General features: G+C 31.5%; 23 protein-coding genes and 1 pseudogene. 5 read left to right on the top strand and 19 right to left on the bottom strand.

The genetic code is table 11. The annotated features are described in order from the left end of the window. The first annotated feature begins 8 nt into the window (after positions 1-8). Positions 9-740, top strand: a complete 732-nt coding sequence (locus MKY76_RS18585; protein WP_333880544.1) for a helix-turn-helix transcriptional regulator — start codon at positions 9-11, stop codon at positions 738-740. A 164-nt stretch (positions 741-904) separates the two neighbouring features. Here MKY76_RS18585 and MKY76_RS18590 read toward each other — a convergent pair whose 3' ends face one another. From MKY76_RS18590 to MKY76_RS18615, 6 genes are all read right to left on the bottom strand, one after another. Then, a complete protein-coding gene (locus MKY76_RS18590; protein WP_342556943.1) occupies positions 905-1,801 on the bottom strand; it encodes a hydroxymethylglutaryl-CoA lyase in 897 nt (298 codons plus the stop codon). Positions 1,802-1,820: 19 nt separating this feature from the next. Then, a complete protein-coding gene (locus tag MKY76_RS18595) occupies positions 1,821-3,176 on the bottom strand; it encodes a tripartite tricarboxylate transporter permease (protein WP_016995237.1) in 1,356 nt (451 codons plus the stop codon). Then, positions 3,173-3,613, bottom strand: a complete 441-nt coding sequence (locus tag MKY76_RS18600) for a hypothetical protein (RefSeq protein ID WP_131521180.1) — start codon at positions 3,611-3,613, stop codon at positions 3,173-3,175. Before MKY76_RS18600 ends, MKY76_RS18595 begins: the two co-directional genes overlap by 4 nt. Positions 3,614-3,616: 3 nt before the next feature. Continuing rightward, the gene (locus tag MKY76_RS18605) at positions 3,617-4,873 is read right to left on the bottom strand and encodes a hydroxymethylglutaryl-CoA reductase, degradative (RefSeq protein ID WP_342556944.1); all 1,257 of its coding nucleotides are present in this window, start codon (positions 4,871-4,873) and stop codon (positions 3,617-3,619) included. Between the two features lie 138 nt (positions 4,874-5,011). Beyond that, on the bottom strand, positions 5,012-5,560 hold the full coding sequence (locus tag MKY76_RS18610) for an XRE family transcriptional regulator (protein ID WP_342556945.1): 549 nt from the start codon (positions 5,558-5,560) through the stop codon (positions 5,012-5,014). A gap of 336 nt (positions 5,561-5,896) precedes the next feature. Further along, positions 5,897-6,274, bottom strand: a complete 378-nt coding sequence (locus tag MKY76_RS18615) for a DUF3221 domain-containing protein (RefSeq protein ID WP_342556946.1) — start codon at positions 6,272-6,274, stop codon at positions 5,897-5,899. 378 nt (positions 6,275-6,652) lie between these two features. Between MKY76_RS18615 and MKY76_RS18620 the strand changes: the two are divergent. Continuing rightward, positions 6,653-7,017, top strand: a pseudogene (locus MKY76_RS18620) (IS3 family transposase); the annotation flags it as partial. 557 nt (positions 7,018-7,574) lie between these two features. Here MKY76_RS18620 and MKY76_RS18625 read toward each other — a convergent pair. The 6 genes from MKY76_RS18625 to MKY76_RS18650 all read right to left on the bottom strand — a co-directional run bounded on the left by MKY76_RS18625 (position 7,575) and on the right by MKY76_RS18650 (position 13,686). Next, positions 7,575-7,724 (bottom strand): hypothetical protein, encoded by a 150-nt coding sequence (locus MKY76_RS18625; protein WP_004228154.1) that lies wholly within the window; start codon positions 7,722-7,724, stop codon positions 7,575-7,577. Positions 7,725-8,264: 540 nt separating this feature from the next. Continuing rightward, a complete protein-coding gene (locus tag MKY76_RS18630) occupies positions 8,265-8,978 on the bottom strand; it encodes a hypothetical protein (RefSeq protein WP_342556947.1) in 714 nt (237 codons plus the stop codon). A 130-nt stretch (positions 8,979-9,108) separates the two neighbouring features. After that, complete coding sequence (locus tag MKY76_RS18635; protein ID WP_342556948.1) at positions 9,109-10,047, bottom strand: hypothetical protein; 939 nt, start codon at positions 10,045-10,047, stop codon at positions 9,109-9,111. Between the two features lie 319 nt (positions 10,048-10,366). After that, positions 10,367-11,125 carry an HNH endonuclease gene (locus MKY76_RS18640; protein WP_342556949.1) on the bottom strand — a complete coding sequence of 253 codons (759 nt, stop codon included), beginning with the start codon at positions 11,123-11,125 and terminating at the stop codon, positions 10,367-10,369. 132 nt (positions 11,126-11,257) lie between these two features. Next, positions 11,258-11,389 carry a hypothetical protein gene (locus tag MKY76_RS18645; protein ID WP_342556950.1) on the bottom strand — a complete coding sequence of 44 codons (132 nt, stop codon included), beginning with the start codon at positions 11,387-11,389 and terminating at the stop codon, positions 11,258-11,260. A gap of 758 nt (positions 11,390-12,147) precedes the next feature. After that, the gene (locus MKY76_RS18650; RefSeq protein ID WP_342556951.1) at positions 12,148-13,686 is read right to left on the bottom strand and encodes a hypothetical protein; all 1,539 of its coding nucleotides are present in this window, start codon (positions 13,684-13,686) and stop codon (positions 12,148-12,150) included. 430 nt (positions 13,687-14,116) lie between these two features. Between MKY76_RS18650 and MKY76_RS18655 the strand changes: the two genes are divergently transcribed. Then, positions 14,117-14,587, top strand: a complete 471-nt coding sequence (locus tag MKY76_RS18655) for a hypothetical protein (RefSeq protein ID WP_342556952.1) — start codon at positions 14,117-14,119, stop codon at positions 14,585-14,587. 561 nt (positions 14,588-15,148) lie between these two features. Here MKY76_RS18655 and MKY76_RS18660 read toward each other — a convergent pair. From MKY76_RS18660 to MKY76_RS18690, 7 genes are all read right to left on the bottom strand, one after another. Beyond that, entirely contained in the window at positions 15,149-15,973 is an 825-nt protein-coding gene (locus MKY76_RS18660) for a Shedu anti-phage system protein SduA domain-containing protein (RefSeq protein ID WP_342556953.1), read from the bottom strand. A gap of 27 nt (positions 15,974-16,000) precedes the next feature. Next, positions 16,001-17,095 (bottom strand): phosphatidylserine/phosphatidylglycerophosphate/cardiolipin synthase family protein, encoded by a 1,095-nt coding sequence (locus tag MKY76_RS18665; protein WP_342556954.1) that lies wholly within the window; start codon positions 17,093-17,095, stop codon positions 16,001-16,003. 41 nt (positions 17,096-17,136) lie between these two features. Further along, a complete protein-coding gene (locus MKY76_RS18670; protein ID WP_342556955.1) occupies positions 17,137-18,825 on the bottom strand; it encodes an RES domain-containing protein in 1,689 nt (562 codons plus the stop codon). A 94-nt stretch (positions 18,826-18,919) separates the two neighbouring features. Next, the gene (locus tag MKY76_RS18675) at positions 18,920-19,087 is read right to left on the bottom strand and encodes a hypothetical protein (protein WP_342556956.1); all 168 of its coding nucleotides are present in this window, start codon (positions 19,085-19,087) and stop codon (positions 18,920-18,922) included. Between the two features lie 357 nt (positions 19,088-19,444). After that, on the bottom strand, positions 19,445-20,245 hold the full coding sequence (locus tag MKY76_RS18680) for a GIY-YIG nuclease family protein (protein WP_342556957.1): 801 nt from the start codon (positions 20,243-20,245) through the stop codon (positions 19,445-19,447). 201 nt (positions 20,246-20,446) lie between these two features. Then, positions 20,447-20,974 carry a hypothetical protein gene (locus MKY76_RS18685; protein WP_342556958.1) on the bottom strand — a complete coding sequence of 176 codons (528 nt, stop codon included), beginning with the start codon at positions 20,972-20,974 and terminating at the stop codon, positions 20,447-20,449. A 528-nt stretch (positions 20,975-21,502) separates the two neighbouring features. Continuing rightward, positions 21,503-22,033, bottom strand: a complete 531-nt coding sequence (locus MKY76_RS18690; RefSeq protein WP_342556959.1) for a hypothetical protein — start codon at positions 22,031-22,033, stop codon at positions 21,503-21,505. A gap of 381 nt (positions 22,034-22,414) precedes the next feature. Between MKY76_RS18690 and MKY76_RS18695 the strand changes: the two genes are divergently transcribed. Then, the gene (locus tag MKY76_RS18695; RefSeq protein WP_342556960.1) at positions 22,415-23,272 is read left to right on the top strand and encodes a DUF559 domain-containing protein; all 858 of its coding nucleotides are present in this window, start codon (positions 22,415-22,417) and stop codon (positions 23,270-23,272) included. 68 nt (positions 23,273-23,340) lie between these two features. After that, positions 23,341-23,928 carry a hypothetical protein gene (locus tag MKY76_RS18700; protein WP_342556961.1) on the top strand — a complete coding sequence of 196 codons (588 nt, stop codon included), beginning with the start codon at positions 23,341-23,343 and terminating at the stop codon, positions 23,926-23,928. Positions 23,929-23,956 lie beyond the last annotated feature (28 nt).

A 23,956-nucleotide genomic window follows, 5' to 3' on the forward strand; every position in this document is an offset into this window, starting at 1 on the left:
GTGTTTTCATGTTTTTAGAAAATGATTTAGAAAACATTCTTAAAGCAAGCTATCATATTTCAAATATGAATGTGAAACAAAGCAATGAATGTTTTAAACATGAACTATTGCAAACAATTAGTCAGCATCTCGGATATCAACATATGTTATTTTGGGAAATAGCAAATAATGAGCTAACCGCCCCTGTGCTTTTTAATATAGAGAGTCACACGATTAATGACTATTTACAAAGATATAAAAACTTTGATCCATTGCACCCCCAAAATATAAATACACAGCCTTCCATTCAGCTAATGAGTAGGAATGAAGTTATGTGCCTGCAAAAACAAACCCACTATAAAGAAGTTTTTTTGAAAGAAAATCGCTATGAAGATGAAATGGCCATGTATTTAAGAATAGACAATAGGCTCGTAGCAGTTATTGGTTTTTTAAGGAAAACCGGAGAGAAGCTATTTAATGAAAAAGATATTTTAAAGTTAGTGTATTTGAAAAGAAATATCGAAAACATGTATTCCTTACATCACTTTTCACAGCCCTCCATCGTGTTGGAAATGACAGATCGAGAACGAGAAGTTTTAAAGTTTGTATTCAAAGGCTTGAAAAACATAGATATCGCCCAGCAATTATTCGTCAGTGAAAATACAATTAAAAAACATCTTCAAAATCTATATAGAAAATTTCAAGTAACCAATCGTACTCAACTGCTGGCAAAGTGTTTGAAGTATAGTGATCATGTTTAGTAAGGTCATCTATTGAATTCAAAGGTAGTATGATTAATTTGCTGATTAATTGGCATAAAACTATTTTTCCTCAGTAAAAAAATGCCCCACCAATTGGTAGAGTGTGTCTAACAATTGGTGGGGCAGTTCTCATTTTAATTCTAACTATAGAGGTGCTCTTTTACTTAATTACTTTGCACTTTATACACTTTACTATCAAGCTGTCTATTTATTGCCTGCTGTAAAAATCGTGTGGCGGTAAATAGTTTTTCTTCATCAATATTCGTTTGCACACCTAAACGATGCAGGAAATTTACTAAATCATTTGTTGACACATTGCCACTTGCACCAGGGGCATAGGGGCAACCCCCTAAACCTCCAATAGCACTGTCGTATTTTGTAATCCCCAGCTCAAGTGCAGCAAAGATATTGGCTAAAGCACGGCCATACGTATCATGAAAATGAAGGGCAAACAAATCACGATCGTATTGAGTGAGTAGCTCTGATAAAATAGCCTTTACTTGTACAGGATCCGCTACCCCGATTGTATCACCGAGTGAAATTTCAGTAACGCCCATTGCTAGATAGGCATCAATGATATCCTTCACTGTTTGAAGCTTTACTTCATCACCAAACGGACTGCCAAATACAGTTGAAATATAGCCTCTTAACGATATACCTTCACGATTTGCTGCTTCAGCTACAGCTTTTAAGTTCTGTAAAGATTGGTTAATTGAAGCGTTTACATTACTTTGATTATGCTCCTCAGAGGCAGAGATAAATAACGCAATTTCATCAACCTTTTGTTGAATGGCTCCTTCTACCCCTTTCAAATTAGGCACAAGCGCTGCATACGTTATTTTTTCATCACGTGCGATTTGCTCAAACACTTCATGATGATCGGCTAAAGCTGGTATCCACTTGGGACTAACAAAAGAGGATACCTCGATATGACGGACACCTGTTTCACTTATTAAATTAATCCATTGCACTTTCAAATCAGTTGGAATAAAAATTTTCTCATTTTGTAAGCCGTCACGAGGACCAACTTCTCTTATTTCCACTTGTTTTGGTAAAGTCATAAAGATACACTTCCTTTAATTAAATGCCGAACAGCTGTAGCATAATCCAGCTTGATGCGTAGAATACCATGAATTGCACACCGGCCCCTACACCTAAAATACGATTTAATAAACCACCAACAGTTGCAACTGTAAATGTTAACACTACTCCTAGCAATTGTGCCTCGTTATAGGCAAGCAAAAATGCTAATCCGATGAACATCGCTACGATTGCTTCCTGGCTAATATATTTTAATACTAATACAGATGCTTTACGTGCATAATTCATCGCAAATGGATAAGCAATTAAAGCGGCTACACTAATACCGATTAACCCAAAAATGAAAAAGTCCCATGAAGACATTAGCGTGTGTAAGTTGTTAACTGGATCTACTGTAAAAATCGGTGGTGCATTAAATAAAGGTGATGCTGGTCCAAGTGCTACTGGGCTTAACGGAATACCGAATGCAATTAATGGAATAATCGCTTCAGCTATATATGTCGATTCCGTTACACCATTCATGACAGTAAGACTCGTTGTTGATTTTTTATAGGCACCTTTTGTACGTGAGCCTACAATTTCTCCCATCAATGACGTCATCCCAACAGGACTGAAAACAAATGTAAGGGAGGAAAGAAACGTTGTAATGCTCGTAAAAATGGTCTGCCTTTTCGATAAAATTTTAAATGGATTCGGGAAATAGCCTTTCCATGATTTCGTTTCGGGAGCAAGATTATATTGATTTGGCTTACTGCGTGCTAGATCATTTTTAGCAACAGAAGAAGCCGCCATTAAAATATTACAAAACATCGGTCCAATGGCAATTCCTAAAAAGAATGTAATACTTAAATGTTTATCCAGCATCGCGAAGCTAACGCTATCTAAAGCTTTTATGAAAAATGCAAATGGAATAATAATTAAAATACTTGCCCATTTTCCTTTTGAAAAGAATGCGATTAAAATAGCGGCAAGTGTAAAAATGATGCCTGATGAAGATTTAAAAAAGTCGGCAAATTGACCTAAAAACTGACCTAACAATACAGCGGTTGGTAGGGCGATAAATGCACCGATTACACCGCCAGAAATCATTTTACGTAGTGCAACGTGCGGCATCCCTAAACGGCGTAATGTATTGGCATGATCGATCAACGGTACAGCCGTTGTATCCCCTGGAATGCCTAATAACGCAGTTGGGACAGCATGTGTTAAATGCTTAGCTAACACGCCCGCCATGAAAAAGGCGAATACCCCTTCAGGAGGCGCTCCCAGCAAAATAACTAACAATGTAATTGGTACCATAATTGCTGTTTCATCTGTACCCGAAATAAGTCCAATTATAGTAAAGATAGCTGCACCAAGAAGTGCAAATAAAAGAGCTATTAAATAAATACTCATTTTTTATCCGCTCCTTTCAAGCCTTGTAAGCTAGAAAGAATACCAAAATCCTCAAGCTCTTTTTTTGTCACCGGATCTTCCTCGATTAAGCGTATTTCCTCGTCTATATCAATTTGTAAATCCTCAAATGCTTCCTTTAAAGAATGACTAGATGCCTCATCTTCTACTAAAATACGCTTTGGTTTAAAAAGAATCGTATTAATAGCGACAACAATCAGAATTCCCGTGATTCCTGTTAACAGTGAATAAGAGTTAATCATCTGAGGGTCTGCAAACTTCGGAAAAAACCACTGGCCAAACTGATAGCCTAAAAAGCTTGCGGCAACGCTTAAAATAATTGAAATAATTAACTGATTACCAGAAACCGTGTCTCCTAAAATTTCAATAAACTTCTTTTCCTCTACATTTTTTTGCTCATTGTATGGAGTATTCGCCATGTATTATTCACCTCGCAGAGAGTTTGTAATCTCTAAAACACGATCATAACGGAAATCCTTCTCTTCTACCGCCTGCTGCACAACACGATCAATAATATCGCCTGTAGCCCCAGCCATTACAGCCAAGTTTTTCGCATGCAGACGCATATGACCAGATTGAATACCCTCTGCTGAAAGTGCGCGTAAGCTTGCTAGATTTTCTACTAATCCTACTGCGGCAATGTAGCTGGCTAGCTCCTCTGCTGATTGCACATCCATAATTTTTAGCGCTGCTTTTGCAACAGGATGAGTCTTCGTAGCCCCTCCCACAATACCAACAGCTAATGGCAATTCCAACGTCCCAACAAGATTGCCTGCTTTATTCAGCTCCCACGTTGTTAAAGAACGATATCTACCAGAACGAGCAGCATAGGCATGAGCACCAGCCTCAACAGCACGTGTATCATTACCTGATGCTAATACCGCAGCTGTAATACCATTCATAACCCCTTTATTATGTGTGGCAGCCCGATACGGGTCAGCATCTGCAAATTCGTAAGCACTTACAATATTTTTCGCAATCTCTATCCCCCCGAGCATTTCTGTCGAGAATTCACCACGCGCACGAACAATACGCTTATCTGCTAAATTTGAAATAATCCGTAGCACAACTCGTCCATTTGTAATCCGTTCGATTAATGGTGACACAGATTCCGCCATCGTATTAACAGCGTTTGCCCCCATTGCATCCTTCGTATCTACGATTAAATGGACGACAACCATTGTTTCTTTTGCTGTGTCGATTAAGTGTACCTCGATATCCTTCACTCCGCCGCCTAACTTGACTAACGTTGGATCCTTTTCATTACAATGCTCGATGATCTCATTTTTATGTTCAAAAATTTTCGCCCTCGCTGCATGAGGGTCCTCACTATTTAATACCTGAATCTGCCCTCGCATAACTGTTCCAGAGCTGGAAGTAAAAATACCACCTAACTCATATGCTGCTCGTGCCGCATTACTAGCCGCAGCGATTACTGACGGCTCTTCCGTAGCCATTGGAATAAATACCTCTTTGCCATTCACCTTAAAGTTGGCCGCTACCCCTAGAGGCACCGAAATGTGTCCAATAACATTTTCAACCATTGCATCTGCAAGCTCTAATGAAATTCCACTTTTTAAAGCTTCAACTTCCTCATTGGTTAAATTTGATTTTTCAGCGATTAACTTAATTCGCTCTTCTACTGAAAGTAAATAAAATCCCTTAATACGTGAAGTCATCCCCATACCCCCAAAATTTAAAAAAGTGTAATATAATTCAACTTAGTTGAATAATATTACACCAATTGTAAATTGTCTGAATAGTATTGTAAACAAGAAATTTGTATTTTCGATAATATTTACGTTTAAAAGAAAGATTTAATCCTCAACATAAATCGTTAATACCTTTGAGTTTTCTGCAGAATTATTAATAAAGATATGCTCCTTTTTCCCAGAAAAATACGCAGAGTCCCCCTCTTCTAGATGGTAAAATTTCTGATCATATTTCAAGACGATACTACCCGAAATGACATAAATAAATTCATCATTATCGTGAGTATAAGGCGCTAAATTTTCCGCCCCATTATGTACAGTAACAATAGAAGGATTGATATTGCTCATATAGCTCTTATTCGCTAACAGCTCATATTGATAGCCAAGTTCATTCGTCTCAACCGTCTCATGGCGTTCTTTTTTCGATACAATCGAAATGCCATCAAATTGATCCTGAATAACAAACCAAGCCATTGGCACATCAAATATTTCCGCAATCTTGGACAATGTCACTAGACTCGGTGTCGCTTTGCCATTTTCTATTTTTGAAATATGACTTTTCGTTAAATTAATCTGCGAAGCTAAATCATCCTGAGACATTTTATTTTTCTTCCGCATCTGCTTTATTTTTACTCCAACTTCTAGTAAGTTCATCTATTCCAGTCCCCTCGATCATTTCGGTTTTTACAATAACTATACTATATTTTTAAATGATGGATAGAAAAATACGGGAGTATAGCCCTCCTTCATTTTCGTCTGTTCAATTAAATTCAAAAGGGTGTGCTGAAAGTTTCTCGACTTTTAGCACACCCTTCTACCATTATAGTGATGGGATTCACATCTTCATAGGCTGAATCCCGCGCGAGATTGTGGCATTATGCTCCATTAAAATTAATTTTGAGAAGCGATAATCAGCTTAAATAAAGGAAATAAATGGAATTTTAGTTTATAAATGGTATTAAATTATATTTAGTAAAAACGAAATGTTAGTCACAGTTTTTCTATACGAATAACTTTGATTTTTGCTGGATTTGACTCCAAAATTTCAGAATACCAAATCCTCACTTCATCTCCACTTTTAATTCCTTTCATAGAAAGTTTCGATTCATTAATTAAAATTGAAACTGTTTCAAATTTATTTAAGTACATGAGATTTTCGCTAGAGAAACTCCCTATATCTGATTGTTGAGCGTCCTTCCCTTGAATAAAATAAACTATTCCTTCATGCATTACTATATAACCAATTTCACTTTCGGTATTTTCTTTACTAGCAAACAGTTGGCTAACATTACCTAAGAGCCATAAAGCAACAAGAAAAAGTAACAATAAAACCGTGTTGATAATAGGTTTGGGGATTCTATTCTTCATTCAAACCACCACCTTATACATTTAGTAATTTTCATATCATTTTAAATGTACATAAATATACCAAATACTGTGCTCACCTCTATTCTACAATACAAAAAAATACTTCACTTGTTATACTTCCTAAAGAAGGAATAGAGAAAATATTTTGAAGTTTTCAATGCAAATGGATGGAATTAGGAACATAAAAAACTTGTATTGAACTGCCGAAGATAATTTCCAAGCTGTTGAGCGCTGCTTAAGAGGAATGGAAGGAAAGCTCCTATGCTATAGCTAAATCTTATGGGGACTAATAATAAAGCAATCCTTAAATGGATTAAGCAATATGAAATACAGTATAGTTGAGGCTATTATTCAGCCGTATACAAATTAAACACTAGAGTTTACTCTAGACCAACCTATTCACTTGTTTCAGACATGTTGAACAAAGCACTCGAACGTTTACCTGAGCACCACCAGTTACTTATGCATACCGATCAAGACTGGCATTATCAAATGAATAAATACTGTCGGGCCTTTGAATCAAGAGGGGGTGTTCAAAGTATGTCTCGTAAAGGAAATTGTTACGACAACTCAGTCATGGAGAATTTCTTTGGAAATCCGAATTCCTTTACATGAGGGAATTAGAAAGTATAGAGCATTAAAAATAGAATTAGAAAAATATATAAACTACTATAATATGAAACGGATCAAGGCAAAATTAAAAAACGAGTCCGGTGCAATACCGAACTCATTTACCCAAGTAGCCAAATGAAATAACGAAGCTAACATAAATGAATTAACTATTTAATTCATTTATGTGTAACCTACTTAATTGCGCTCTGATTTTAGAAATGCTACAAATAAAGATAATTTTTTATTAGAAAAACCTTAGTTACCTCTAAAGACATTACTCTCTATTATTGAAAGCAGATGCAAATAAAAAAAATACTAAGAGACTGAGACATTCAGATGTAAAAAAAATATATAAATTAATACCCAAAATAGAGCCTTTGAAGAGTTTGATATGCATATATTCACATGAATTCTTTCACATTTAACCAAAAACGATGGATATCAGTTGAAAGAGATAAACGGGTGGTTATCTCGCTTTATGACTACTCCCACTCAATCGTCGTTGGGGCTAAGATGTAGTTTTAAGATTATTATCAAAACAGAAAAATGCATTCAAATCATGTAATTTTTTGTCCTCAATTGTAGATGTTGACTCCCATTTATAAGTCTTTGTCGTCTCAATGTCTTTATTATCAATTTGAAAAGAAAAACATAAGGAAATTTTAGTCTTCCTATGTTTTCATTCAAGTTATTGATCTGTTTGTTCTTGCTTCTTTTTCAAATACTCCGCACGTATTTTCTCAAGTTGCTGCTTTTTATCAAATTTGGCCGGCTTGTTTTTTTCATGATACTTTGCCACAGCCACCTTACCTTTAGTATCCAATTGATATTTCCCCACTTTGGTTCACCTACTTTTCCTGCCTTTAAAGAAATCTATTCAACAAGTATAGTATACCTTATTTTGCTGATGTAAACCTCTTTCCTATATTGGTGTATTGCTTAACCTTAATTTCGGTAAAAGCTTAGTAAATCATTCATTGCCAAATGTATTGTCTGTATCCACCCATTTTTATATTATGATACCTTTATCATTATTTACCGCTACAATATTACTCAGCTTTATGTATGGAGACGGCGGGTGTTACTGATCTAAAAATCTAAAACCTTATAATACCAACGTTTACAAGGCTTTTTTGACCATTATAAAATGCTCTTACAAAGGAATTAATAAGGTTTACTCAAATTGCTTACGGAGACGTATTATTAATGGGTGTAATATAGAATAATTTTTTTGTAAAAGAAACGCTAAATCATATTGGGAAAACTATTAAAAGAATTACTTATGCTCCTTAATAGTTTCTTATATTTTTTGATATTAATACTAACTTTTTTAGTACTGAATTTTAGCACTTTTTTATAAAAAAAGTAGGAAATTAAATTAAGAAAGTTCTTTTTGAACCTCAACAACCTTTATCATTGTGTGTTTATCAATTAGATCTAATAACTCATTCTTGTAGCACTCAGTAAGTGGTACGGGTCTTTTCCCATTTTTCTTTTCATTAATAAGAGTGACTAAGTTATCGTTAAGGATTGAAGTAGGAAATGAAGTGCGAATACCACTATCTTTTAAAGGAAGAAATGAATAATTTCGCGTCACTGATTTGTCAAATTTCGGCGAAATATATGTATAATTACCTTTTTTGGGAGTATAATGTTGATTTTGAAAAGGATATTTCAAATGTCTTTCCCATAAAGGGGAACTATTATCTCCAAAATAATTTTCTAATTCATACGGAAGTTGCGGACCTGTTAATTGATTACTCACCCATTTATATGCGCCTTGAACAAAAAAGACTGTATCCAAAACAACCTCATTCTTATCAATATAGTCACCACTACAAAAAAATAATACTGATCCAGCTTGAACAAAGGGAACATTCTTCTTAAACGCTCTACTTAACTGTGTTGCATGGCAATATGAATATGCCCATTGTTGATTGTATATGAATGGATCCTCATTATGTTTTCGCTTATCAGACCATATCATACCTGTCCAATCATCTTTTAATTGATAATTAATAATAGCTTGTCCCCTTATTTTTACTAGCTCCCTCTCACGGTCTGGATGAAAGATTAAATAGTGTAATTTCATTGGTTGGCTCCTTAATTCATCAAAATAGCCCTTCATAAAACCTTAAAAATGGTTAAATAGGTATGTCCACATAAGATAGAAAGATCCACTTTTCAATGAAGAAAAAGACCAAAAGTTATTACTTTTAATATTAATCTTCCCCCCATAAAGATTCATAGAACTCTCGTCCTTCTCTTGATATATCCATATTATTTATTGAATTCTTTTCATAATTGAATTTCTTAGTTACCTCGCGGTGCAAAATAGGAAATTCGGATATATCTTCTATTGTAAGTGCCTGCCAAACTTTTTTTATTATTATCTGATTATCTAAATTATTATGCTTTTGAGTATTCATTATTGGTTGAACAGTCGATAGATATTGTTGTTCCTCATCCCATTTCACCCATTCTGCAATTACTCCAATGGTATTAAAATCCGTGTCTACTGGTAAAACTGACAGTATAATATCTTGGATTTGTTCCGGTAAATCATCCATCACGTCTTGAACCATACCTCTTGCGACCATATGATCCAAAGAAACAACAATTACTCCCTTTTTTCCTGACAATTCAATCTGTTTAACAGCTTTTAAAATATCCTGCAGTAGTGCTAATTTAGAAGCAGGCGCTTTTATTTCTATTACAAAGGTCTCTGTGGTTAAGATAAAATCAGGTTCCCCTTCTTTTCCCTCATTAAAATCTAAACCACCTTCAAGAAGTCTTGCTGCAAGAGCTAGTTGTAGTTCAAAATTCCTAAAATAATTACCTGATTCACTTGATTGATATGCAATAGTTTCTCCAAAATCCCCTCCTACCATCATATTTTTGGCTACAGCATCTGCTAAATTACTTTTTCCTAACTTATCCAATGCCCATATGGTGTATGAAGTTTCAAAAAAAGATTTTAACAAGTCCTTATTTTCCTCAACCTTCTTATCTGCAATTATTTTTTTTACATAACACAAAAAACCATATATGCCATCAATTCCATCTAAATTATTTTTATTACAAAATTTCTCCACAACATCTATTACAAAATAAATATTTTTGTGTTTCCATTCTTCTAGTAAAGGTTCAAAATTAATCAAATACTTCCCCCCCTAACATAAATACAACACTTTTTAGTGCCTCCTAAAACTATAAATAAATTATTAAAGCTCATAAAATATCATAATAAATTTTCCAAAAGTATCTGTAACCTTTTCTACTTTTTACCTCTCTAGTTCAAACATTCTTGAATCATATCTTTGTATCAATGATGGCCAATAATAGATGCTAGCGCTTTTGAAACTTATAATTATAATACTAAATAGTATAACTTTTTCTAGCAAATGAAATATTTCTTCAGTAGGGATATAACTTTAGTGAAGAGTAAGCAATTTGAATTCTTGGTAATTTAATTCTTAATTACAATCTAGACTTTAAAATACGTTCCCTTAATTGTTCTATCGATAAATACACCCCATTTTCTTTACGATGAAGCATCGAGTGGCAGTTAGGGCAAACAGGTATTAAATCTTTTATTGGATCTACGATATAGCCCTGTTTTATCTCATGAAGCGGCTTAATGTGGTGTACATGAATAAAATCTTTCCCCACTTCCCCGTAGGTTTTCTTAAAATCCAAATTACAAACTTGACATTGGACCCCATAATAATCAATACATTGTTTACGGGCAAATGGATTGCGTTCATAAACATTCACCATAACACTTTTACGCTTTCCTTCTTCTAATGTTTCGGGAACTTCATCAGGATAATAACCATCCGTTAAATCCTTTTCAAAGAATGACATAATATAATCTCGCAATATACCCTTTAATTTCATAGAACCTTGAATATTCCCTTTCAAACCCATCTCACGTAGATGTGTAAGAGACAGTTCAGAGGTATCGACTTCATCAACTAAGCGTACACGTGTCCAATCCCAAACTTTGGATTGCTCAAATTTTTGTTCATCCATCCAAAACGTTTTATTATATGTAACATCTTTAGTACGGACCAAACCTTCTACAACTTCAACTTTATACCGAACTTTCCTTATATTTCCTGAAACATATATGTATAAAATATCGCCATTTTCATAGTTATAAGATCGTTTCCAGTCTAATGTATCATAACGGGTAAACGCACTCTCTATGTCATATTCATTCGGATTTGCTGGCACTAACCAAATTCTACGAGCATTTTTATGATCTCTTTCTTCTAGTTCTTTTCGACGATTTGCCGCTATTTCATCAGGTGCAACAAAACGATACTCGTCTTCCTCAACAAAGAATGGAATGTTATATACATAGCCTCATTCAATTGGATCATAACATTTATTTTTTGTTGTATTTAGATGTTCGGCAAGGAATCCAGCTGCCTCTTGAATATTTGTTGCTTTAAATAAAAGCTCATTATTTTTAATTATAGTTATTGGACTTGCCACATAATTTCCTCCTTACGTTTAACATAACAACAATTGGCTGAAGCCAATTCTTTTTGCGAATCCATCTTATGCACCAAATACTATCTAACTACTCTGTAACATGAATAGAGGTCCTCGATAACCATGTTTAAAGATGGGATCCAAGACTCTAAGTTAGTTTCTAACATTTCACCAATACTTTTGGATTCGATTTACCACAAACTCCCGATAGCCCCATCAATTCAATAGTACCAAATTATTACAAAGTTTAAATCATTCAATAATAATTTTAATAGATTGAATATGCAACTATCTTATTTATAACAAATTAAATCTCAAATCAAATAAAATACAGTATTTCAAAACCAATAACAAAATACATTAGTGAAATTCATATCTGATAAAACATCCCTTATAAACCCTTGATATACAAGATTTTGGGCGAGTTTTTATATAAAAATCACTTTCCGACTTTGGATTATTATCAATATTATTAAAATGCGTATCTACTATTTTATTAATTCTATGTAACACAGACGTACGACTATAATCCCTTCTTATTCAAGTATAAAGGAAAAAAATAAGGGGGAAATTTCCTTTTTTGCATAAAAAAAAAGAACTTGATCTTATTAGGTCAAGTTCGAAAAACTGTTGGTACGCAAAATGTTCCATTGGTGTTGTAAGGCAGAAAATGAAGGCACAACAAATAAGCTGCCTGAAACTCATTTTTTAAAAATGAGCCATTAACAGCTTGATATTACATTTTTTAACAAGCTTTATTAATAGTCGAACTGTATATCTCCAATGTTTTGAGTTCTCGCCAACTCCTTGCCCTTTTCCGTAAGTTTTTTACGTTGTTCTCTTCTCTTTTGGGCGTATAAATCAATATTAGACGTCTTTTTCTTAATCGCTGGTTTAACATTACCAATTTTATAAACTGGACGATTGTTTACGAAGTTTACTTTGTGTTTAAGTTTTGTAATAGCATGTTCTAATGAATCTTTAACAGCTAAAACCCCTTCAGATGCCCACTGACGAATTTGTTCTTTTTTAGAAAACGAAATATGATCAAGTTGGAAATCGAATTGATTATAAATATCTGAAACAAGTTTATTTAATAAGGAAAGTGATTCCTCTTTTTGATTTGCTTCAATTGCGCGGTCTAATGTAAGGCCATGTTGTTCAAGTTCCGTATCCAATAAAATTTTATGGTTATCAGATGATTTTTCGATAAAATATTGAATTAAATTTGATACATGATTTTCCTGAGCGAAATATGACTCCAAATCATTTAAGTTCGATTTTTCAGTTAAAACTTTAACAATAATCTGTTGAACATTTTTAAGTAAATAGAAGTCCACCATTGTATTTACTGCTTTTGTTTCATCTTCTTTAGCTAGTAAATCATGATATAACACGTTTTCTTGTTCTGTAGAAAAATAGGATACAAGAGCATGACGATATAGTTCTAAACCAGTAGAACCAAAACGCTCAAATAAATCATTTTGAATGCTGCTAAAAAACCGAAATGTCTCAGGGCGCATCACTTCATGATAAATGTTAAATTCATTAGCAAAATGTTTAATCTCATCTTTGCTAGATTCATTTGGGATTACGTCCAGAAGAAGTCGCTCATGAATTCTAAGAGCAATCTTATGCGTTCTTTTTAGAGACATTCTTTTCTTTCCGGTTGCGGGATTGTAACCGCAATACGCATGGAATTTTTGTTTAAAGTCGCTAATTGTATTGTCAAAACGTTGCTTATTAATGTACACGACAAATAATCCTTTTTGCACAAATTCAAAAAGGATTTCAGATAATTCTTTATAGCTCTCGATGTAATTAACACCGGTATGATATTTGTTACTATACAATGCTTCCACAGACACGGGTTTAGGGACATCCATACGCGCAAAAGAAGCTACATATAAGAAGAAGCGTTTCTTCGTTTTATCCAATGTTAAAATTTCGGTAGATGTTAAAGCCCTGATATTACGAATGTAGCCCTTATCCTCTTTATCTCCGTTTGATAAGACATGAAAACGTGAATATAGGAATCCATCCTTTTCTGAGATTAAATTTAAAGACAGTAACTCATTGATTACACGGTTTAACGTTTTATTCTGCATATATAATGCGTTGCGCATATCATCTAAATTGCAATAAATACGGCCATCTTTCGCTACATATTTAATTGCATAGAGCATGAAATTAATCGCACTGTTTGAAATTTGAATGTTGCCTTTTGCAATTTGGAAAAATAACTCTCTATCTAGTTTTGCTGTTTTTGTACCTTTATTTGTTTTTACATTAAACATATTTATCGTCTCCTTTTAATTTTAAAAATAAAAAAAGAGTACCCCAAACTAATGCTATAGACTGCAAAATTCAGTCATATAACATCAATCTGGGGTACTCCCTTAATTTGATATTAATTTTAAATTTAGTTAGAAAAGCAAGAAGGCCCATTGTGACAATGAACCCTTCTCATATTACTAATAGACAAGATCAACTGTGGCTCTACCAAAACACACAGAGACCGCTTCATTACAATTATTATCTCATATCTTAATATTAAAAACAATTATTCACTATCTTAATGTACCACCCTACAGGCGAACAAACGTTTAATTAACATAAACTCAATTCTAAAATTACAAAAAATATTTTAATTTTTTTACTTCCTCCTATTCGAATATAAAAAATTACTAGCTATAATACTTAAAACTTTCAATGGAGGAATTAATCATGAACAAAATCCAAGAATATCAAGAAGTCATTGAGTTTTTAAATAATACCCAAATGAATTATCCACTTGACAATTATGAAATCAATCATGACTATGGAATTCTACCGGAATTTTACAAAAAGATTCTTTTATTATCAAAACATGAACTTATTAATACTAGTTATATTCACGAAGACTTACAAAGTCACTTTGAATCTGTACTAAATTATATCCTAGATAATTTACACTGCTTTAATATTACGGATTTTTCGGATATTGATGTAGAAGTTGATTTCAACGTTTTTATCTGGGATGTGACAAATGATCCTGTGCTACCATACCTTCTTGGGCTAACGCCAAAAACTTTTAAATCTTATTTTGAAAGTATCCACGGTCCAATAAAGAGTATCATCATTCGGTTATTTTATGAGGATTATTATCTTGAAAATAAGGAGATTTGGAGAATGAATATCTTTGATGTCAATGTTTGAACACTTTACATTTTGTATACATTTTAAAGAAAACAAAACTAAAGTATCAAACAATCATCAGTTAGTATATTAAGAGGTAAAAGCATTGAGAATACTGACTCAATGCTTTATCTATATGCTGATTTTTTACACAACAAATTACAACCATAAAAAGGTATCACCTCTGTCATGTTTTTATCAGTTATTTCTACCCAACTTACCATTTATCTACGATGCTTTTACCAATGCAAATGTCCAGAAAAGTGCATCTATACAATGTATGGATATTGAATAAGAAAAAGATTAATCCCTCCGTATTTTTGGAGGAATTAGACTTAATGATTTTCAACAAACGCGCCCTATTGTGGAATAAGAAAAAATCCTGCAAATCAACGCAGGATTTTCAATCAAACTTTATTTTAAAAAATCAAATTTTGTTTTACATGATCAATCTTGTTTATAAAACTAAACTCGATTTCCCCATCGAAAAATTGTAGGTTTAAAATAAAGTTTGATTAACGTTGTAAACATTGGTTTTAGGTAAAGTTGATTATTATAAAAGTAGATTGATTAAAACTTTGTTTAGTAAGTGTTTTTACCAATTAGTTCTTCTGTTAAGTCAATAAGATTATCATAATGAAGTAATTTTATTCTCGAATTTTTCTCTTCTTGTCTTCTAATAGCATAAGAGTAATCCGGATTAGACTCATAATGATCTCTCCTTCCAGCAACTACTATATAATGCCTTCGACTACTGTCATTATTAATAAATTCACTGTGTAGAGCTTGATTCATATTTTTTGCTTCATTAAATTTAGGTTGTAAACTTGAAAATTGTTGTTCTAAAAAACGTTCCCAACTTTTAACTTGATTTATTCCATTTTGATAATATTGGCTTAATTCAGTTCCGTTATTTTTAAAAGGATTATTGGATGGGCTCTCTAACTCAATAAATATAAATTCATAACCACCTGATCCTTTGCCTACCAAAAGGTAATCTGCTCGGTACTGAGTATTTAATGAAAACTCTTTAAACAAATATGCCTCATGATGCCCAAAATTGTAGTATGTAAACAATGAAGCGATAATTAAATAATTCTCATTTTCATTAATAAAATTTAAAACTGTTTGTTCATTCGGATTAGTATCTAATAAATTTTTAAAGTCAACTGCCATTTTGCGTATTTTATCGTGTTGTTGCAATTCAATAATATCTAAATAGTTATTAGGAAATAAATGAATATAATGTCTAATAGATTTAGGATATTCATGAAATTTATTAATTCTTACTCTTTTTAACATTCCTGTAGCTGTGGGATGAACTAGTTCAGACTCTCTGATTTTTTCATATTCTAATAAATCCTCTTTATCTACATCTAAATAATCAATATCTTTGTATAACTTCATCAATAACAACCTTTCTATAATTTCAAGTCAGTTTCCAGCTTCTAGAATAGCTCGGTTTCTTATATATACTTCATTAGTAATTATAGTTCTTGAAATCATAGCTTCCCTAATTTCATGAATTCCATCCAAAACATTTTGTATTTGCTCTTCGATATTATTAAATAATCCAATCAGTATATCAGATGAGTTTTCTAAATGATGAAATTCATCTTCTTTAAGATGCCTAACTGCACTTTCTGCTTTTTCAATATTCTCATCCAAATTATCACCCGTATCATTTTCGTAAAATTTATCCCACATCATGGATTCTTCAACAAACCTAGAGAATTTACTTAACTCTTCTAATTCTGAAATAAATTGAGTAATTGATAGACTTAGTTCATCCATATATGCTTGAATTGTTTCTTGATTTATTAGTTCGTGATATCCTTCGATAATCTCATTAACTACATCTTCAAAATTTCCAAATAGTTCTTCGAAATTTCTCCATTTTTGCTTATCAAAATACGCCTGATGTATATCTAATATTTCCTGTTCAGGAACAGGGTATCCATCACCTATTACAGTAAAGATTTGTTGCCTTATACCTCTAATCGAATTATTTAGCAGCGATGATAATTCTTCCATTCTCACATTGTATTCAGATGTGGAGTAAAGAATAGAATTTGCTTTTAGCTCCTCAAAAATCACTGAATCTATCATTCGTAATTGCTCTGATTCTCGAACTAAAACACCTAATTCATAATTATTTCTACTAGCATCCGAGAAATTTTGGGAGCCTATATAAGCAATCCTATCAGTCATTATAAGCTTAACGTGATTAGAAAAATTAAAATATACATTTAAGTTTCCAAATCGCTCTCGCTCTAATAAAGTTAAAACATAACTTATTCTTCTGGGATAATTTTGATATGGAACATTTAATATCAATGTTATGGGAATAGATATATCAATATTTCTCAACCCATTAACTAAGAAGCTGTCTCTAATAAAAGAGTTTATATTATAAGTTGCAATATTTATATAATTAGATTCATTAAAAGTATCTATTACTTCTTGATAACCATTCTCTTGGTAAGACAATATAACTTCTCCAATTATATTTGATACAATTCTTTTCATCTATTACTCCTATCATTTATAGTTAAACACTCTAATTAATTTTAAAATAGTTTATTCCAATCTACTGATAACATATTACTGTCACCGAAAAATGACCTTTCTTTTTCTTTATCTATAAATTGAAGATTTTTAGAATTTCGATCTTCCCAAAATGGAAGATTTCTTTTTATTATTATTTCGATAAAATGAAAGCCCTCGTTAGCAGATATAATGTATCCAGTATCCTTTGAAACATTATTTTGAATGAAGTCTTTTACTTCGGTTTCTATATCAATATTTTCTACATTGTACTTTGATTTTAAATACCCCTCTAATTCTTTTAGATACGCTGAAGCTTCTTCGTATCTATTGAATTTCTTTTTACTGTAGCCAGATTTTAAAGTAAACTCTTCTAAATGTTCTATTTCTGTGTTGTCATTAAGGGTTTTTAATGAGTAATTTTGATAAACTTCATTATTAGATACTTTTTTAAGAAATAACCATTCGTTGAAGTATGGTAATTCTAACTCCTTATATTCAAAATATTCATGATCATAATCTTCTCTAGATAACTCTGGATTAGGACCACAAAACAGAACATAATTAAAAGTCCCATTAATTAGACTACTTTCAAATTTAATTCCATCAAAACCTAACTTTCTAATAAATTCCGCTAATACTTGAGTGGCGATATATTCTATATTTTTTTCAACATTGCTTACGGGTTTACTTATTTCTTCAGTAAAGTCTGAGATAAATTCTTCTAACCAATTATCATTATGACGATATTCCTCATTAAAAATGCTTACTTTAGGTATTTTAACTTTCTTCGATAAATCTAATACACATAGTACAAATTTAGGATTAAATTCTCCTAAGATTACTTTATCTCTATTTTCAGCTCTTATTTCTTGAATTGTTGTCTGTATATTATCTGCTAAATATGTATATGAAATCCCTGAAGGGCTCATTCTATTATTAGTTGCATATTTAGCTGGAGCTGGCCCTAATTCTTTATACCAATTAATATTTTTTGATTCAGTAAATGCTTTTTCAACTTTTCTGGCTCTGTATAATTTTTGATCAGTATCAATAGTTTCACTCTTTAACTCAAAAATTCTGCCCAAGCTGTTTAATAGGTCAGTTCTCGAAGAATGCTCATTCCCTAAATCAAAATATCTGTTATAATACTTACAAGTATGTTTGAATTTTTTCCATACATAAAATTCTTCTGTTACTTCACTTCTGTATAAATCATTAATTGTAACAAATGAAGGACTATAAATATCATCTAACTCATCATAAGCTCCCTGCATTTTTTCTCTGTCAGAAGGTCCACTCTCCTCAATTAAGCGTTCTAATAAATTCGCTGCACTATCTACATCATATAATTCTGAAAAAATCCCTTCTGTCCAATATAAAATATCAAGAATAGACTCTCCTGCTTCTTCTCCTTTACTACCAATGTATTTCTTCTCTTCTGAATCCCAAATTGCTCCCGAAAATTCTTCAACGTGTTCATATGCTCTCTTAAAGCCCTCTCTCACAAAAGAACCTAATTCCTCCAATTTACAAACATTAATGTTTTTACTTTCGCAAAAATTACAATTACCAATTATATTATTACTCTTAATAAATTTTTGAATTTCTTTTTCATCAAAACATTCCGTACAACATTCCATAATATTTGCCCTCTCTTCATAATTAACTTCTTTTTTCTCACTATTTTTATATATTTTAATTTTCAGCACCACATAAACATTGTATTATTTCACCATAAGTAGTCGTATGTTTTTTAACTAAAAAGATGAGAACTGCCTTTAACAATTCTCACCATTCTTTAATTTATACAATTTTAATATCATTAGCTAATAATTTTGAACCAACCGTCCCTTTAGTATATTGTAAATCAAAACTAGCAGGCCAATCAATCTCACCTAAATTCAATAATTTGTTAGTAATCTTAACCGAATCCAGTTGTTGTGATTTCACTAAAAAGTTTTCATTAATCAATTCTTTCCCTACAATAGCTAACACATTTAATCAGGTAATATGAGTTAATTGTAACTTTGAAATAAAGTTTGAGCAAAAATACTCCGAAGACCCATATTTTTACGATAAATCAGAAGATTCATTTTGACAAAAGATTAATCAAAATGGATTCTTTTTCAGCAGATTTAAATTTGAATTTTATAAAAAAGTTTGATCATTTTATACTTGTTATCCTCAACAATAGCGCACTATAATCGAATAACTTAAAAATTTAAAATGGATGGTTTCTTTTTTTTTTTCAAGGGGTTTACTTGCTGATTATAAAAATAAATAATTTTACTTTTCCTTTTTGTTTAATTATAGATACACCACGTATTTCTATACTCTTATTTGGGTGAATTTTATAGCGTTCAAGTTAGGAATCTTTCTTTCTTTTTTTAACCCAATATTTATTGCATGCTTAATTATTTTTTCTTTTGTCCATCCCGATGATTTTGAAGCTATGTATTCAATAATCTCTTCTTTATGATTTAATTTACCTTTTCTCTTAGAAGGTTTAATAAACGATTTGAGGTCTGGGCAATTTTTCTTGATGTTCCCAGCTTTAGCCTCTTCCTGAAATATTTGCATTAATACTACATCTTCGATCTTAACTCCATATTCTATTACTCGTTTGCTTTGATAGAATTTCATGATTTGTTCATGATAATACGACCACTCAGAATCTTCACTACCTCTTTTACGTGTCTCATTTTCCTCAAAATATAAATCTAATCTTCTTTTATATTCCAGATTTAATTGTTTTGGGTCATCAGGTAAATCAGACCTAAACTCTTTATTAAATACTGGTTTTGGTTCGAGCCTAGCAATTACATACGCCTCCAACCATATAAAATCTTCTGTTGAAAGACTGATTAGTCTTACTGAATGAAGATATTTATAATGGTCTTTATCTATATAATTAAATTTATTTCTAGCTAATTCAGTGGTCTTTCCATGTATATGATTGAGAACTCTTTCACCAATATTATTTGATCTTCCAACATATAATGGTTCTCCATTTAAATCAAAAAATGTATAAACACCATATCCTTTTACATTCTGTATTTCTTGTTGCTCCCAAACGTAATATTCCTTTACTCCAAAGTCTTTATATTTAATTTCATTTACATTCATCATTAATACACCCTATCCCTTATCTGCCTCATCACTTTTGTGTTAATCTTTACACACATCCATATTAACATAATTATCCAGTCCGATTAAAGTTCTTTGTACCCACATTCTGACCCTTTAATGGAGTAAACGTAGATTATCTATTTGTTTAAAAAAAGACGCAATATACAAGTTATATTCACCTGTACATCACGCCTCATCAGATTAAATTTCATTATAAGTTGGTTTGTTATCCGTATCAGAACTTTTATTATCTACTATTTCAATATTATAAAATCCTAATCCCTTCGCCAGTAATACGTTTATTAACACATTGATTTTCATCGATTTCTTTTTACTTAATTCTTTAATGGTATCGTAGATCTCTTCATTTAAAGTAAAAGTCTTCTTTGAATTTAACTCTTTGTTGTTTGCATCGAGATAATCCTTAAATAGTGTGTACTCGAAATCGAAATCCTTCTTTGGAACATCTTTTACCTTCGTTGTTTGTTTATGCCGATCAACAAATGCCCTGTCTACGTCTTTTACTTTAACTGTTTTTTTAATGTCTCTATTTAGTGATTCTTCTGCATTCGATCCGTAGTAATCCCAAATTTTCTTAACCTCATCAAATTCAACTGCAGCATTCTTCAGTTTAGTATTTAACTTAATTACATCCATTCCTAATTCTTCTGCCATATTTTCTATACTTTTACCACGATTCATTTCAAACATTACTTTGCTTATAAACATACTTTTTTCCTCCTAAATGATTTTTAGTATTATAAACGGCATTTACTCATATTCGAATAAGATGCTAGGAGGAAATTCTTCAAAATCAACTTCACCATTATTAAGTTACAAATAGGAAAGGATTTTGATTTGTATTAAAATATTTTTAGATTTTGAAAGGAATCTTATTTATCGTATTAACGAGCTGCCTTTTTTCTTCAGTTTCATAGGATTAATTGGGTACACTCATCTATACCCAATTAACCCTATGAACGGCTTCATATACCTGATGTGCGCGAACCGTTGATAATACTGTATTTCACCATGTTTAAAATGACCCTTTCTTGACGACTATTATACTTCGCCAGCCTCAAAGTTTAACATTAAAATAGCCATTTTTGCATTGTAACAATGACCACAAAATATGATGTGTAATCATTGAAATAAAGCAATTCTTCGTTTTACTGTTCAAACAAAAATACATCCTTGATTAATGTTCAAGGAGATAAAATATTTGCTATCAAATTGATTTCGCTTTCTAGAATACTTTTATTCTTCTCTATTTTCTCTATCAAATTCTCCAAAATTTATTAATGGGTAATGATCTAGTTCCTCAGCTGCAGTATTGAATTTAAATAATTCAGTAAAGATTGGTGATTCTTCGTTTAAAATTTGTATGTCAATGACTGTGTCGTTTCCTAATATACAATAAATATTTTTTCTTCCATATTTTTGATTCCATCTGCAAAACTCTCTTAAAAATTCTAAAGTGTTATTATTACTTGGGTCAGTAATTTGCTCAAAATCGGCTATAATGATGGAATCATAATAAAAATCATACAAGGATTTTACTCTATCATTCGCTAACAAGTATTTTGCAATTTGGGCACTTTCCTCCCAATCTAATTCACAACTTTTCAAATCTAGATATTTATCAATAAATTGTTTTCCATGTTCTAAAGTTAAAATATTTACCCCTTTATTCTGATGCTCTCTTAAAGCCCTATACCATATTCCAACATCATCATAGGATGCATTCGGTTGTATACTTTTTGCAGCTATTTCTACATTCCCCCACATATTATCGCCACCTAAAATGAAACGATTTAGTTGTGCAGGATCATTTTCTACTGCACTTTTAAAAATAATGAATGAAATGTAACACTTTCTACTTTTTCAAGTAATTTACTATTTACATCCTTTTTTCTAGAAAGGTAACAAGTATTCGATATACATAGCTCAGCATCAGTAATCACTGGTACATCCCTCCACATAAAATTAGTAATTATTAATTTCCCTATAATTACTATAATACCTTCTATGTAAAGCTATACTATTAAAATCAAATTTTACTTTTGATATCGCATAAAAAGAACTTACCTTGAGTATTTCTTTTGGTAAAATATACATAATTAAACAACTATTATATTCGTTTTCTTAAAGGATGTGAAATCATGAAAAATGAAATCAACTGAATTAGAAATAATTATGCGGTATGTGTTATTGGAATTAGGATATGTATTTGATGAACAAGTCTATAAAAAAATCAATAATAAACAAGTCATTTATGATTTTGTAGTATATAGTGAATATGCCCAAATAATTATTGAATGTGATGGTTTTTATCATTATTTCATTGAGGATATCCAAAAAGATTATGAACGTGATAAATATTCTATTAATTATGGTTATGATGAAATATTACGCTTCACTAGTAGACAACTTCGAAATGATTTAGAGCATGTAAAAAATACTATTGTAAAAACGATAAAGCAATTAGATGAAAAGTTTTTAAATAATAATGAGAGAAAACAATTAAACGATAGATATAAGCAAATCATAAAAAGTAATAAAGCATCTGCCATGAACTATTACGGTCAAATAAATACTACTGTTAAAATTACAAAAGTTGAATCATCTCCTTATTTTAGGCCAAATGTTAGAATTACTAATAACTATACTTATAACCATTCACCAAAAATTTTCGAAAAAGAAACATTTCATATTCCAGCTAACAATGAGAATATCTATGAATATATTGATAGGGTTGGAGGTTCTAAAGAAATCGAAGGTATTAGGATAATTAAATCTCTTGAAAATGTAGATAAAAAAGTTCTATGGGATTTAATAAAAAATGGCACAAAAGATCAGAGTAGTATTTATAAAAACAATATTAATGATTTGGCACAGCTATTATCTACTAAATTAATAGAAATAAATCCATTTTATAAGGATACTTCTAATTCAAAAGGTGTCTTTATTCTAAGAGAATTTGGAAATTTGTATAAGTTAATAAAGAGAAAGCAAATTGATAAATAATTATATTTGTACTACATTAAATTTAGACTAGATTAATATCGAAGTATATTTTCGAATGAGGGATATTATTGAATAAAATATTAAAAGATTTAATACTGGGTATAATAGCATCTTTAATCGCCAGCCTTATATGGAATTATGTAACTATTTCACTTCAAATTAAAGCGTTTTCTAGAATAGAACAATTTTTAGAAATGATTAATGCATACCAGTTTATTGGATATTGGTTTAGTTTTTTAGTGTTAATGGTTATAGTAAGACATTTTATAAGAAATAGAATTGACAAATTACAAGAACCTTTTCCAATGGTATTTTCTATACCCTATAGCCATGACTTTAAGGGTGAAGTAAAATATGAAGGTTTCTTATGGAAGGTAAAAGGTGATATAAAATCATCACTATTACGACGTGATATTAAAGAATTAACAAATGAAGAAGTCGCTATTTCATCTGTTGATGGGCCCTATTGTATTTATGATTATCGTAAAATGAAGGAACAACGAACATATTTCGGGTTATATAAATACACTTGCACAAAATGTAGTTATAAAAGGAAATTATTAAAAAATCGTTGGACTTTAGAATGTGAATTAACAGATGAACTCGAATCTGAACAACGGATGAAAAATACAAATATCTTAATTAGTAAAGTATAAAAGGTAAGGATAGTAAGACAAAATTTGA

This window comes from Lysinibacillus sp. FSL P4-0201, from assembly GCF_038593425.1.
Classification (GTDB): Bacteria; Bacillota; Bacilli; order Bacillales_A; family Planococcaceae; genus Lysinibacillus; species Lysinibacillus capsici.

What these genes read in the sequence shown, in the direction of transcription:
- MKY76_RS18615 (WP_342556946.1), bottom strand. Translation starts at nt 6,274, where the DNA reads ATGAAGAATAGAATCCCCAAACCTATTATCAACACGGTTTTATTGTTA.
- MKY76_RS18610 (WP_342556945.1), bottom strand. Translation starts at nt 5,560, where the DNA reads ATGAACTTACTAGAAGTTGGAGTAAAAATAAAGCAGATGCGGAAGAAA.
- MKY76_RS18650 (WP_342556951.1), bottom strand. Translation starts at nt 13,686, where the DNA reads ATGTTTAATGTAAAAACAAATAAAGGTACAAAAACAGCAAAACTAGAT.
- MKY76_RS18690 (WP_342556959.1), bottom strand. Translation starts at nt 22,033, where the DNA reads ATGTGGGGGAATGTAGAAATAGCTGCAAAAAGTATACAACCGAATGCA.
- MKY76_RS18685 (WP_342556958.1), bottom strand. Translation starts at nt 20,974, where the DNA reads ATGTTTATAAGCAAAGTAATGTTTGAAATGAATCGTGGTAAAAGTATA.
- MKY76_RS18590 (WP_342556943.1), bottom strand. Translation starts at nt 1,801, where the DNA reads ATGACTTTACCAAAACAAGTGGAAATAAGAGAAGTTGGTCCTCGTGAC.
- MKY76_RS18585 (WP_333880544.1), top strand. Translation starts at nt 9, where the DNA reads ATGTTTTTAGAAAATGATTTAGAAAACATTCTTAAAGCAAGCTATCAT.
- MKY76_RS18595 (WP_016995237.1), bottom strand. Translation starts at nt 3,176, where the DNA reads ATGAGTATTTATTTAATAGCTCTTTTATTTGCACTTCTTGGTGCAGCT.
- MKY76_RS18660 (WP_342556953.1), bottom strand. Translation starts at nt 15,973, where the DNA reads ATGAAGTTATACAAAGATATTGATTATTTAGATGTAGATAAAGAGGAT.
- MKY76_RS18630 (WP_342556947.1), bottom strand. Translation starts at nt 8,978, where the DNA reads ATGAAATTACACTATTTAATCTTTCATCCAGACCGTGAGAGGGAGCTA.
- MKY76_RS18605 (WP_342556944.1), bottom strand. Translation starts at nt 4,873, where the DNA reads ATGACTTCACGTATTAAGGGATTTTATTTACTTTCAGTAGAAGAGCGA.
- MKY76_RS18695 (WP_342556960.1), top strand. Translation starts at nt 22,415, where the DNA reads ATGAAATCAACTGAATTAGAAATAATTATGCGGTATGTGTTATTGGAA.
- MKY76_RS18655 (WP_342556952.1), top strand. Translation starts at nt 14,117, where the DNA reads ATGAACAAAATCCAAGAATATCAAGAAGTCATTGAGTTTTTAAATAAT.
- MKY76_RS18680 (WP_342556957.1), bottom strand. Translation starts at nt 20,245, where the DNA reads ATGATGAATGTAAATGAAATTAAATATAAAGACTTTGGAGTAAAGGAA.
- MKY76_RS18600 (WP_131521180.1), bottom strand. Translation starts at nt 3,613, where the DNA reads ATGGCGAATACTCCATACAATGAGCAAAAAAATGTAGAGGAAAAGAAG.
- MKY76_RS18665 (WP_342556954.1), bottom strand. Translation starts at nt 17,095, where the DNA reads ATGAAAAGAATTGTATCAAATATAATTGGAGAAGTTATATTGTCTTAC.